Raw genomic sequence first — 12,502 nt, 5'->3', positions numbered from 1 at the left:
CGCTCGTCAGGTTTTTTAAATTTCCGGTTTGAATTAACCCTGTCTTTACCTTGATGGGGCACCTTGAGTTCAAGCGCGATTTGTACTGCGTACGCGCTTCCTTAATTTACGGGCGTCATTATTCTGTCGCAATGTCAGGGTAATGCTTCTCGTGTAGCGAATAGCTTGTTTCCATTTTTGACCACGGATGTACTGGCACTGGTGTTGAGGCAAGTTTAGGAAGGTCGGGTAGCTCCCGGCCTTTTGCTTTTTCAGAACTCTTTTTCTTTTCCGCGATCCCATCAAATACTGCGATGGCTGCGATCTAATACGTGACCGTCACAATGATCGTATCGCTGTAAGTACCCGGCGACGGTGTGGCTTGTGGCGGGACCCGGCCATAGACAGTGATACCCTGCGCCGTTCCATCGCCGGTGCGCGCAACCGTATTGGTCGGTATTGTATTTCCCCATGGCACAGTTCGATTTGAATCCTGGTAGAGACCATAGGTAATCGATTGCGCGCCATTGACCATCTTGCGGGCCGTTGGGCTTGTTCCTGTGTTGCCGAGGCTGAGCGAAACCGAGTACGGCACCGTTGGCGTGCAGGTTACGCGCACCTGGCCTGTCTGATCGATATTCGCATTCAACAATCCATTGGGACCAAAGTCGATATTCTGCGCCGTCACTGCGCAGTCATTGGCAAGCGTAATCTGCACCGTGAAGGCTGGAGGAGACGCTGTTGCGCCCGCAGCCGTGGTGCAGCCGTTGCCATCATCATAACGGTAATTGAACGTCGCACTCGCTCCGGTGAAGGTTGAGGTGTAGGGTCCGGCCGGCGCCGTTGCCTGATTGGCCAGCACCTGCCCGTACAACGTAATTGTTGTCGAGCCGCTGCCGAGCAAAGGACCGAGAATCGTCGTGAAGGCGACAAGAAATCCGGGCGGCCGCGCCGCATAGGGCCAGGTTGCCGAGCCCCAGACGATGGAGCGGGCGGCATCCTGATACAGCTGGTAATTGAGCGAATTCGCACCATTCACCATGATGCGTGCACTTGCCGTTGCGCCGCCGCTGCCTTCATTGAGGTTCGGGCAAATCAGCACTTTCTGGCCAAGCGAAAGCAGGCCAGAGCAATTCGCCGTCACGGATGTCATGCTGTTGATTGCACTTCCCGGAATGGTGCTTCCGGCAAAAACCATACTGGGAACAGAGAAGGAGCAGGTTTGCCCCCAGGCGGTGCCTGGCAGGAGTACAGATCCGACAAGCCAGATGAAGCAGACCAGCCAGTTTCTCATGAGCACACCACCTTGCCTAGCTTCACCTGCGTTCCCGGCTGCGGCCGGTAGGGGAACTGCGCCTTGCAACTGCGTCCATCCAGAAGATCGACGCTGATGCTGTTCCGGGCCCGCAGCTTGTCGATGAAGGCTTCGCCGTCATAACCGATGACAAATTCATCCGGTGAACCGTCCAGATGCCCGCGCAGCCCCGCCTCCAGCGGCTTGCCGCCGCTATCGACCAGATCAACGACGGCCGAAGCCGATGTCTTGCTGACATGGAAATCCACCACAACGCCGCTGCGGTCGGCGGGTACAATGATGTTGCGTGTCGATCCGATGCTGGCATCGACCGGCAGGTTTTTGGGGTCGATGGCAACCGTGTTGGGCTCGTAGGAATTCAGGTCCGGCACCAGGATTTTGCCACTGCGATTGGTCTTGCCGACCGGCCGGTTTTCCGACAGAACCTCGACATCCGGTGCGCCGACATCGACCACGGCAAAGGCATCGTTGATACGGTTGGTGGCGAATACGCCGCCGGCTGCCGCGGCAAGAGCACCGTCAATCTGGACGCTCGCGCGGGTATTGCCATCAAACTGTTCGACATCCCCCTGCACCCGTGCATAGCGTCCGCGGTAGCTCGCGGAGGCCAACCGGTCAGGATTGTTGCCTTCCCGGGTCCTCAGCCGCCAACCGTAGCTGCCCTCTTCAAGCTGCTCCGATTTGGCGACATCGACAACGCCGGAGACACCATCCGCAGTCTGCTCGACGCCGGTTGAAACCGTGATGTTGTTGTCGAAGGGAATCGTCAGTCCGGCAAAGACGCCAAAACTGTCGCTGTTTTCCAGATCGGTAAAGGCCGTCGCATAGAATGAACTGTTCTTGAAAATCGACTGGGTATACGAGGCTCCGACGATGCGGTTCCGATCGCCATTGGCCGATTCAATCTGCGTGAAGGACAGATTGAGATTGGAACGGTCGAACGGCCCCGGCCCCGACACGGTCACCTGGGCCAGCGAGCGCGGCACACGCGGGCTGAAAATCGCAACGCCTGTCGGATCGAAAACCGCCAGTTGCCGCGTATCGGCGGAAACCGAGGCGGCATCGTCATAGTTGCCGAAAGCCTGCTGCATCCGGGCGAAAACCGTATAGCTGTGATAGCTGAGTTCCACCGAGCCGTTGATAAGAAAGCCCGTGTCGCCGGCATGACTGCTGCCGGCAACAGCCAGCGAACTGACGCCATAGCCGCCGATGGGAAACGCCATGCCGACGCCGCCATTCAGCAGATCGACGCCGCCTTCAAAATGCCCTTCCAGCGTCAGCCAGTCGGCGACACCGTAGCGGGCCGTGGCAAACCCCATCGCGTCGCCGACATAATCATCGGATTCCGTACCGAAATTCCGCCGCGGAAAACCCGCTTCGGCAGAAAAATCCAGCAGTCCCTTCTGCAGCAGCAAATTGGATGAATAGAACGGCAAGGTGGTCTTTGTCTCGCGGCCAAGCGTATCGCGCACCACCACCTGCGCTTGTCCCGCGCCGGTAAACACCGGAAAATTCGTCACCTGAAACGGACCCGACGGTACCGTACCGCTATAGGTCTTGACGTTCTGGGTGTAGACCTCGAGCGTCGAGGGAACCGCGGCAGACCCGGATATGACCGGTATGGGGATGGTGACCAGATCCGAACGCAGGTGGAAATTGCGCTGTACCTGCAGGCCGCCCAGATAGACCGGCCGCGTCCACTGCAGACCGCCGGAAATGAAATCACCCGCCCGGTAGGTGATCAGCCGCTCCGCGTCGGAGTAGGTGTAGGTCGTGTTGAGACGCTTGAACCCCTGAAAATCCGTGTCGCTCGCACTTGATGTGAAGGATTGCGTCAGCGTGCCGAACGGGCTGAAAAAGCGGGCATCGAAACCGCCGGAAATGCCCTGAAACGGCTTTGCATTGCCCTTGAATAGATTGTCGCTGCTGGCAAAAAGCGAGTAGTTCAGGACTGCGCCGTAACTGGATTGCGGCTTGGGACGGTCCTCGTCGGACTTTGGATTGAGATCAACCACTTTGGCCGCGCGCGCATTGTCATCGGTGGTGATGTAAAGCCGCTGATTTTCCGCATCGACGCGATACTGCACATTCGGCAGGCGATCAACCCGGATCGAGCCATCCGCGGCCTTCGCTTTGGCCACCGGCTTCAGTCCCACATCCGTCAGTTCCTGCGGGCTTACCGCGAGGCCTCCATCCTCCAGCTGGTGGAAGGCGCCGACCAGACCGGTCGGCTCATCATTGATGAAGACCTCGAGATAGAGATCCTGGGGGATACCGGGCTGTGGCGCGGTCTGCTCCACGTCTTGAGCATTGGTTTCCTGTGCCCGTCCAGAGGTAAGAATACACGGGCCTATGCAGAGTGCCACAACAAGACTAGCGGCCGTTGACCGCAACGTTGACATCAAGCGGTCCAGAATCGCTTTGCGCCTTCATGGAAACAGCACCGGATGATACGGACTTGCCGCCGCCAACCGGCCATTCCATGGAAGCGCCGCCCAGGACATAACCAACCAACCCCTTCCTCATCGCGATTTCACGGCCGTTTTGGATCAATTGCAGCTCGGAGAGGCGTAGTCGCGTATCGCCATTGTTGCGGGCGGCAAGGACAAGCCCGTTGCCGGAGCGCTTGATTGTCCAGGCCACTTTGGGCGCGGAAGCATCGGGTCCCTTGAAGAACACCGGAATGGAATAGCGCACGACCAGAGTGACCGTGCCGGACTTGCGGCGGGCAGGATCGGGCAATTCATCCACGATGACCCGGTAACTTTCCTCCCGCGTGACCGGCTTTTTACTGACCCGGATAACCCGAACGAGATAATCCTTGTTGGCGGACAAAGCCGTCGATGGCGGACTGACAACCACATCGTTGGTGGGTTCGAGCTGCTCGACGCCGTTTGTCTGCGTCCAGCGAAAGACCCGTATCTGCACGTTGATCGGCCGTTTTGCCTCGTTTGTCAGCGTCAGCACGGCCGCGCTTCCCGGCGCTATCATTTCCAGATTAGTCGGGGCCACACGCAGCGAAGTCGCTGTGGCGCTACCGCAAAACAGCACAAGGAGCCCCATCGCTCCTATGCCTTTAAGCATGGATCGCATCCTGTCCACCTCCATATGTTATTCTCAGTAAGTGACCGTCACCGTGATCGTATCGGTGTAGGCGCCGGGCGCCGGTGTTGTCTGGACGGGAACCCGCCCATAGACCGTATAGGATTGCGCCGCGCCGCTACCTGACGCTGAAACCGTATCGGTACCGACGGTCTGCCCCCACACGGTGGTTCTGTTGGTATCGGAATAGAGGGTATAGTTGACCAGCGCGCCGCCGGTCCCCGTCATCTTGCGCGAAGCGACCGTTGCACCGGTGCCCAATCCGGCACTCAACCCGATATTGTAAGGCGTCGTGTTGGTACACTGTACGGAAAGCGTGGTGGACGCATCGTCATTCGCCGCGATCACACCCACGGCAGTGAAGGTCAATGTGGTGGCACTGACAAAAACACAGGATGCCTGAATGGTGATCTGGACCGTGAAACTTCCCGTTGCCGTGGCGGCCAATGCCGGATTGGAAAGGCCAAGCAAAGCGGCTAGCCCGACTGTCGTGAAATTGCGCACCGAATATCCGAAACTCATTCATCCTCCTCAAGGTTTGCTTGCCGCCGGCAAGCACCTCCGATTCTCTATAAATGACTCAGTAGCTCTCAACCCCATAATACTTAAGTATTACATCTTTAAAAGAACTTATCGAACAGTCGACAACATTGCTCATCTTTCGCAGCATCTGTCGCAATTTGTACTATCATGCAAAAAGCGACACTTTATTTCCAAAAAGTTGTGATTTTACGTTGCATCAAAAGATTAGGTTTATTCATTGATAAAATTACATATTTCCGTCTATTGCATTTTATTTCGCTATCGAAGTAATTTCTTATGAATACAGCAAGCAACAAATGTACATGATATATTCTGCAACATAAGCGTCATGATATTTTCATTTCCCGCGTCATCATTGCGGTCGCGCGTCGCGAAATGATTGTCTTGACGGTGAAATCGATAGAATCAAAATTACCCGGAAATTTACTTTTGGTGGTCCAGATAAATACGCGTGTTCTGCTGCCGTCGCAGTTCATCCGCTGAAATGATCCATCGCCGGCAATGCGGGACGTCGGCGTAAAACTCCGTTTCGCCGCCCAATTGCAGCGCTATACTGCATCGTGATGAATTGCTCTTGAACATTTGTTTTTTGGCGGCAAAGATTGCGCCGGAAGCATGAAAGACCGCGACATGGCACAGCAAGGAATACCCACGTCATCCGACCCTCTGGCACAGCTGAAATGGCTGACACCGGAAAATGTCGGCGCGGCGCTCAAGGGCCTGCCTTTGAAGGTTCAGGCCGCTCTCAGAGCCGCAGCGCACCTCCCCCGCGGCACGCTGACCATCACCACCCCCGACCAACGGGTGTTCAAGGTGGGCGGCAAAGGCTCCGGTCCCGATGCGGCATTGGTGCTGCACAACTGGAATTTGCCGCGCCGGGCCTTTTCGGCCGGGACGATCGGCGTGGCGGAATCCTACATGGACGGCGACTGGGAAAGCCCCGATGTGACCACGTTCCTCGAGCTGTTTGTCATCAACCAGCAGATCGGCGAACACATTGCCGGCGGAGCGAACTGGTTCGCCAACACCGTGCAGCGATTGCGTCACTGGCTGAACGAGAACACGCGCTCGCGCTCGCGCAAGAATATCTCTGCGCACTATGATCTCGGCAACGCCTTCTATCGCGAATGGCTGGACCCGACGATGACCTATTCCTCCGCATTGTTTGCCGAAGGGGCCAATGACCTTGAAAGTGGGCAGACCGCGAAGTATCGCGCGCTTGCCCGCAATATCGGCATCACCAGGGACAGCAGGGTGCTCGAAATCGGCTGCGGCTGGGGCGGTTTTGCCGAGTTTGCGGCGCGCGAGATCGGCGCCCGTGTCACTGGTCTGACCATCAGCCGCGAACAGTTCGATTTTGCGACGGAACGGATGCGCAAGGCCGGCCTTTCCGACAGGGTTGAAATCAAGTTCCAGGACTACCGCGACGAGACCGGCCAATACGATCATATCGCCTCGATCGAAATGTTCGAGGCCGTCGGCGAGAAATACTGGCCGGTCTTTTTCGGCAAGGTGAAGGAATGCCTCGCCCCCGGCGGCAGTGCCGGCATGCAGATCATCACGATCAACGAGAACTCGTTCGAACGCTATCGCAAGCGTCCCGATTTCATCCAGCGCTATGTATTTCCCGGCGGCATGCTGCCGACACCGGCCCGTTTGAAGACGCTTGGCAAGGATTTCGGCCTCAACCTCTATCGCGAGACCATCTTTCCGCAGGATTATGCCCGCACGCTTGCCGAATGGCGCGCGCGCTTCTGGGACTCATGGGACAAACTCAAGCATCTTGGCTTCGACGTCCGCTTCAAAAAGCTATGGGAGTTTTACCTCTTCTATTGCGAAGCGGGTTTCAGATCGGAATATATCGACGTACGACAGGTGTTTTACAGATCATGACAGAGATCTCGCTCAATGAAATTTTCGAGCGCATCTGGGCGCTGGCGGATGCATTGCACCTGCCGGAATTGACCCAGAGCACCCACCACGGCACACCGTCGCTGAAAGCCAGGAATGCGTTCCTGGGGCGGCTCCGGGATGTGGACACATTCGCCATCCATTGTCCGCTGGAGGAAAAGCCGCTCCTGATGGAAAGCGCGCCGAACATCTATTTCGAGACCGATCACTACAAGGGCTGGCCATATATTCTGATCCATCTCGATACCATTTCCGACGCGGAACTTGCGCACCGCATCCGGCTCGCCTGGCTGGCAAAAGCGCCAGCCAAGCTCAAAAGGCTCGTCGAATCTACAGCGTGATGCGGTAGCGGGTGAAACCGTTTTCCCCGTCGCCCGCGTCCTCGATTTTCACGGCTTTCACATCGGCGAGGAAATTCTTGCCCTTCGGACCGGATTCGAACACCACTGAGGCACCCTTCACCGGAGCGAATTTCCAGTTGTCATCAGCCGATGGGTTGATGGTTTTCTGGTCGATGATGTAGCGCACGATCACGTCGCGATTGGTGTCAGGCGCAACGAAGATGACCTTGCTCTCGTTGATGCCGGGGAAATTGCCGCCACCGCCTGCCCGGTAGTTATTCGTCACCACGACAAATTTCTGCGCCGGATCAATCGGTTTTCCATCGAAGGTCAGGTTGACGATGCGGTTGCTCTGCGCATGTGCGAGTTCACCCTTCGCGCCATATTTCGCCGGCTGCGACAAATCGATCTGATAGGACACGCCGTCGATGACGTCGAAATTGTAAGAAGGGAAACTGGTGTCGATCAGCGGCTGGTCCGGCTTGCCCGGCTCGATGGTCTTGAAAATGCCCGATGACATTTCCAGCCATTCCTTCACATCCGCCCCGGTGATGGCAACCGCACGCACCGTGTTGGGGTAGAGGTAGAGATCCGAGACATTCTTGATGGCGATATCGCCGGCCGGCACATCCGTATAATAGTCGGCACCGCCGCGACCACCCGCCTTGAAGGGTGCGGCTGCGGACAGCACCGGCCAATCCTTCCACTGCGTGTCTTTCAGCATGTCCTTGATGTACCAGGTCTGCGCATTGGAGACGATCTGCACCGACGGATCATCGGCGACCAGCGCAAAGTAGGAATAAAGCGGTGCGGAGGTCTTGCCCACCGGGCGGCGGACATAGGCGAGCGTTGCCTCATGGTCGGCCTTCGCGGCTTCCAGAACGTCCGGACGGCTTTCGACCAGCGGCTTGACCGCCTTTTCAACACGCTCGTAGATCGGGCGCGCCTCGGTGGTGAAATCGGCAACTTTCCACTTGTCGCCGTCACGCTCGAGCAGAAGGTCGATCAGCCCCATATGCGAGCCCCAGAACCCGGCCATGACAGCGGGCTTGCCCTGCAGCGTCCCCTTCTTGACGTCGACGCCCTCAATACCGGCAAAGTCCTTCGGATCAGGGAAGACCAGATGCTGGTGCCCGGTGACGACGGCATCGATGCCGTCAACGCCCGCCACATAGAGCGAGGCATTTTCCATGCCGCTGCTCTGACCCGCCGCAATGCCGGAATGCGACAGCGCAACGATGATATCGGCGCCCTCGGCTTTCATCTTCGGTACCCAGGCTTTGGCGGCCTCGACGATATCGCGCGTCACAACCTTGCCCTTGAGGTTCTGCGCATCCCACAGCGTGATCTGCGGCGGGACAAAGCCGATAAACCCGACCTTCACAGGCAGTTTCTGCCCGGCTCCGTCGGCAATCTCGTACTGCTTGATCAGGTAAGGCTTCATGTAGAGCGGATCGTCGGTTGGCGTTGCCGCCAGTTCGCCCTTGACCAGATTGGCGCAGACATAGGGATATCCGGCCCCCGCCAGAACCTTGTCCATGTAATCGAGACCGTAATTGAACTCGTGATTGCCCAGCGTTCCCACTTCGTAGCCGATGGTGTTCATCGCCTTGATGATCGGATGGACGTCACCGGCCTTCATACCCTTTTCATAGGCGATGTAATCCCCCATCGGATTGCCCTGTAGGAAATCGCCATTGTCCACGACAATCGAATTGGTCGATTCGGCGCGGATTTTTGCGATGATCGATGCCGTGCGGGCGAGCCCCATCGTGTCGTTCGCCTTGTCGGCATAATAATCATAGGGGTAGACGTTCACATGCAGATCGGTGGTCGCCACGATGCGCAGATGCGCCTGCGAAGCCGCTGCCATGGCCGAAAACGGGTGGAGGATTGCCACGGCCCCGGCTGCGGCCGTGCTTGCCAGGAAGGAACGGCGGGTGAGAGCGGATGACGATTCTTGCATGACGAGGCTCCAGGGCAAGGGATGATGAGCGGCTTTTTAGCGGGCGAGGATCACCGAATTATGATGAGTTTGTCACGGCCTTTCGCGGTCAGCAATCAGCTTCCGGCGATTTCAATGAGCGCGGTCTCGACACCGAGACCGGTGCGGTCCGCCACCTCGCGCAAGGCAAAGGATGAATTGATCTTGGTGACGTGCGGCATCGCCGAAAGCCAGAACTTGTGGATCCGTTCGTAATCCTCGAGATCCTTGGCTGCAATACGCAGGAGATAATCGTACTCGCCCGACATGAGGTAGCAGACAAGCACATTGGGGCAGCGGCGCACAGCCGTCTCGAATTCGCGCAATTGTTTGTCGGCCTGGCCCGAGAGGGATATATTGACGATCACCGTAACCGGGTGACCGAGCATCTTGTTGGAGAGACGTGCGTGGTAGCCGCGGATGACACCCGTCTTCTCCAGAATATCCAAGCGGCGTGAACAGGCGGACTGTGACAGCCCGACCTTTTCCGCCAGCGTTGCATTCGACATGCGGCCATCCTTTTGCAGGCAATCAAGGATAGCGATATCAATCCTGTCCAGCGACATTGTTCGATCTTTCTTCGACAAAGAACCAATTTGGCGCAAGAATATTCGAAAAATTGCATGCCGTCGATATTGCTTAGCAAGGACATGCGAAGCGATTCATGATGTCATACGCACCGCAAAAGGGAACTTTGAGTAGACTCTAGAGGAGGCGCAAATGCGTGTAGGCTGCCCGAAAGAAATCAAAAACCATGAATATCGCGTCGGTCTCACTCCGGGGGCCGTACGCGAATACATCGCCCACGGCCATACGGTCATTATCCAGTCCGGAGCTGGAGCAGGAATAGGCGCCGACGACGGAGCCTATCAGGCGGCTGGCGCCAAGATCGTCAAAACCGCCGAAGAAGTCTTTCAGCAATCGGACATGATTGTGAAAGTGAAGGAGCCCCAGCCGTCCGAATGGGCGCAGCTGCGCGAAGGCCAGCTCCTCTACACCTATCTCCACCTCGCCCCCGATCCCGAACAGACCAAAGGCCTGCTGGCTTCCGGCGTCACCGCCATTGCCTATGAAACCGTCACGGATGATCGCGGCGGCCTGCCGCTGCTCGCGCCCATGTCGGAAGTGGCCGGACGTCTTGCCATTCAGGCAGGCGCCACAGCGCTGCAGAAGGCCAATGGCGGACGCGGCGTGCTGCTCGGCGGCGTGCCCGGCGTTCTGCCTGGCAAGGTCACCATCATCGGCGGCGGTGTTGTCGGCATCAATGCGGCACAGATGGCTGCCGGTCTCGGCGCCGATGTAACCATTCTCGATCGCTCGATCCCGCGCCTGCGCCAGCTCGACGATCTGTTCCATGGCCGCATCCACACCCGCTATTCCACCATCGAAGCGCTCGACGAGGAAGTGTTCTCCGCCGATATCGTGGTGGGCGCGGTCCTCATCCCTGGCGCAGCGGCCCCCAAACTGGTCACCCGCGAAATGCTGTCCGGCATGAAAAAGGGCGCCGTGATCGTCGATGTCGCCATCGATCAGGGTGGCTGCTTCGAAACATCCCATGCCACGACGCATTCCGAGCCGACCTACGAAGTCGACGGCATCATCCACTATTGCGTGGCCAACATGCCGGGCGCAGTCCCGGTCACCTCGGCGCATGCGCTGAACAACGCCACGCTGCAATATGGCCTGCAGCTGGCGGACCGCGGCGTCAAGGCATTGGTCGACAATCCGCATCTGCGCAACGGTCTGAACGTTCACAAGGGCCGCATCACCAACCAGGCCGTCGCCGAAGCGCTTGGCCTCGAAATGGTGGAAGCCAAGGCCGTTCTCGCGGCCTGAAGCTGGCATCGCAAAAAAGAAAAGCCCGGGTTTTGCCCGGGCTTTTTCTTGAGCAGTATTCAGACAACCCAGTCGGCTTCGTGCATCTCGATGCGGCACTGGAAGCAATTGTTCCTTGCCGACCGCATGTGCACATAGGCCACGTCATCCCGCTGCAGCAGTTCGGCCGCCCGCGCGGGAATAGTATCGGTGGGGATCACGCCGCCGGTGCCATAGACAATCCGGTCCTGACGGGAATAGCCGCGCAGGATGTAGTCGCGCGTCTTGCGGAACATATCGGGCATATCCGCTGTCTCCGCATAGCGTTCGCATGCTTCCGCATGCAGGAAGATCGGCCCCGTTTCCGCGTAGGGTTGCGGTGCGGGGAACGGCCTGTGCGACAGGATGAGATATTTGTCGCCGGCTTTCACGTTCTGCAGGCAGTGGCGGCACGGCGTGCCGTCGCCATCGGAAACATGCGTCTCCGGTGTCTGGCCGTTCGCATCCGCACCGCCCGCCTGATAGTGGCGGGCCAGTGTCGTCGGCATTGCAATAAAGCGGATCGTGCTCATGGGAATCTCCTTCGTTGACCCGAAGCAAACACCCAAATCTGCCTGCGAACCACCCGATTCCTGCCGGTGTCAGCACTCACCAGCTGCCATCGGGCCCATCGGTGTTCAGCGACAAGTGCCGCCAGAGTTCCAGTTCCGCCTGCAGGCTGGCAAACTTCACGGCGGCTGCGTTGACTGCCATTGCGCCAGCGGCAAAGCGCAGTGGCGGCTTGGCTTCATTGGTCAGCAGCACCATGGCGTCGGCAAGCTTGGCCGGATCGCCCGGCTGCGAGCCGTTGCGGCTTTCGAAGGCCGCCCGCTGGCTGGCCCGCCGGTCATCATAATCGGCAATCGCATTGGCGTCGCCGATGCGCAGTGAATCGCCGGTGAGAAAATCCGTGCGGAAAGGCCCCGGCTCGACGATGGTTACAAACAGGCCGAACGGCGCAATTTCAAGCGCCAGCGATTCCGAAAAGCCTTCAAGAGCGAACTTGCTTGCACTGTAAAGCGAGCCAAATTCGCCGCCACGCAGTCCTGCGATCGAGGAAATGTTGAAGATGTGGCCCTTGCGGGCGGCACGCATCACCGGCAGCACGGCCCAGATGACATTGAACACCCCATGCACGTTTGTCGCAAACTGCGTGTTCACCGTTTCGGCGGTGTTCTCCTCGAAAAACCCGAGCTGGCCGTATCCCGCATTATTGACGAGCACGTCAATCAATCCGAAGCGCGCCAGTGCCGCCTGTACGGCGCTGTGCGCCTGACCGGCGTTTGTGACATCCAGCTCAACCGGCAGCATCTGTTCACGCTCCGGTCCGAGCGCCTCGATGACAGCGCTTTTTCTGCGGCCTGATGCAACCACGCGGTCTCCCGCCCGTAACGCCGCCTTGGCGATCTCGACACCCAAACCGCGCGTGGCACCTGTGATAAACCATGTTTTCTGCATTTTGGTCTCCATTGA

11 protein-coding genes are annotated in these 12,502 nt (G+C 58.1%); 3 read left to right on the top strand and 8 right to left on the bottom strand.

The window, feature by feature from the left end; genetic code table 11:
- Window positions 1–304: 304 nt before the first annotated feature.
- The 4 genes from ACZ25R_RS11130 to ACZ25R_RS11115 form a co-directional block, all read right to left on the bottom strand.
- Complete coding sequence (locus ACZ25R_RS11130) at window positions 305–1,273, bottom strand: Csu type fimbrial protein (RefSeq protein ID WP_472461020.1); 969 nt, start codon at window positions 1,271–1,273, stop codon at window positions 305–307.
- Window positions 1,270–3,594 carry a fimbria/pilus outer membrane usher protein gene (locus ACZ25R_RS11125; protein WP_472461019.1) on the bottom strand — a complete coding sequence of 775 codons (2,325 nt, stop codon included), beginning with the start codon at window positions 3,592–3,594 and terminating at the stop codon, window positions 1,270–1,272. The genes ACZ25R_RS11130 and ACZ25R_RS11125 overlap by 4 nt, the downstream gene beginning before the upstream one ends.
- A 73-nt stretch (window positions 3,595–3,667) precedes the next feature.
- Entirely contained in the window at window positions 3,668–4,387 is a 720-nt protein-coding gene (locus ACZ25R_RS11120; RefSeq protein WP_472461018.1) for a fimbrial biogenesis chaperone, read from the bottom strand.
- Window positions 4,388–4,411: 24 nt separating this feature from the next.
- The gene (locus ACZ25R_RS11115) at window positions 4,412–4,918 is read right to left on the bottom strand and encodes a Csu type fimbrial protein (RefSeq protein WP_472461017.1); all 507 of its coding nucleotides are present in this window, start codon (window positions 4,916–4,918) and stop codon (window positions 4,412–4,414) included.
- A 651-nt stretch (window positions 4,919–5,569) separates the two neighbouring features.
- Between ACZ25R_RS11115 and ACZ25R_RS11110 the strand changes: the two genes are divergently transcribed.
- Window positions 5,570–6,832, top strand: coding sequence for a class I SAM-dependent methyltransferase (locus ACZ25R_RS11110; protein WP_464660731.1), 1,263 nt, complete (start codon window positions 5,570–5,572; stop codon window positions 6,830–6,832).
- On the top strand, window positions 6,829–7,191 hold the full coding sequence (locus ACZ25R_RS11105) for an MmcQ/YjbR family DNA-binding protein (protein WP_472461016.1): 363 nt from the start codon (window positions 6,829–6,831) through the stop codon (window positions 7,189–7,191). The genes ACZ25R_RS11110 and ACZ25R_RS11105 overlap by 4 nt, the downstream gene beginning before the upstream one ends.
- On the opposite strand, the gene ACZ25R_RS11100 is transcribed toward ACZ25R_RS11105, so the two are convergent.
- A complete protein-coding gene (locus ACZ25R_RS11100) occupies window positions 7,181–9,157 on the bottom strand; it encodes a bifunctional 2',3'-cyclic-nucleotide 2'-phosphodiesterase/3'-nucleotidase (protein WP_464660735.1) in 1,977 nt (658 codons plus the stop codon). The two genes, ACZ25R_RS11105 and ACZ25R_RS11100, sit on opposite strands and share 11 nt — an antisense overlap.
- A 95-nt stretch (window positions 9,158–9,252) precedes the next feature.
- The gene (locus tag ACZ25R_RS11095; protein WP_223613124.1) at window positions 9,253–9,741 is read right to left on the bottom strand and encodes an Lrp/AsnC family transcriptional regulator; all 489 of its coding nucleotides are present in this window, start codon (window positions 9,739–9,741) and stop codon (window positions 9,253–9,255) included.
- 154 nt (window positions 9,742–9,895) lie between these two features.
- Here ACZ25R_RS11095 and ald point away from each other — a divergent pair, with 154 nt between their 5' ends.
- Complete coding sequence (ald, locus tag ACZ25R_RS11090) at window positions 9,896–11,011, top strand: alanine dehydrogenase (RefSeq protein WP_223613123.1); 1,116 nt, start codon at window positions 9,896–9,898, stop codon at window positions 11,009–11,011.
- 59 nt (window positions 11,012–11,070) lie between these two features.
- Here ald and ACZ25R_RS11085 read toward each other — a convergent pair whose 3' ends face one another.
- Window positions 11,071–11,562 (bottom strand): DUF1203 domain-containing protein, encoded by a 492-nt coding sequence (locus ACZ25R_RS11085; protein ID WP_223613122.1) that lies wholly within the window; start codon window positions 11,560–11,562, stop codon window positions 11,071–11,073.
- A gap of 76 nt (window positions 11,563–11,638) precedes the next feature.
- The gene (locus ACZ25R_RS11080) at window positions 11,639–12,487 is read right to left on the bottom strand and encodes an SDR family NAD(P)-dependent oxidoreductase (RefSeq protein WP_472461015.1); all 849 of its coding nucleotides are present in this window, start codon (window positions 12,485–12,487) and stop codon (window positions 11,639–11,641) included.
- Window positions 12,488–12,502 lie beyond the last annotated feature (15 nt).

Source organism: Phyllobacterium sp. RCAM01083, assembly GCF_055685835.1.
This window is presented reverse-complemented; position numbering and strand designations above follow the sequence as displayed.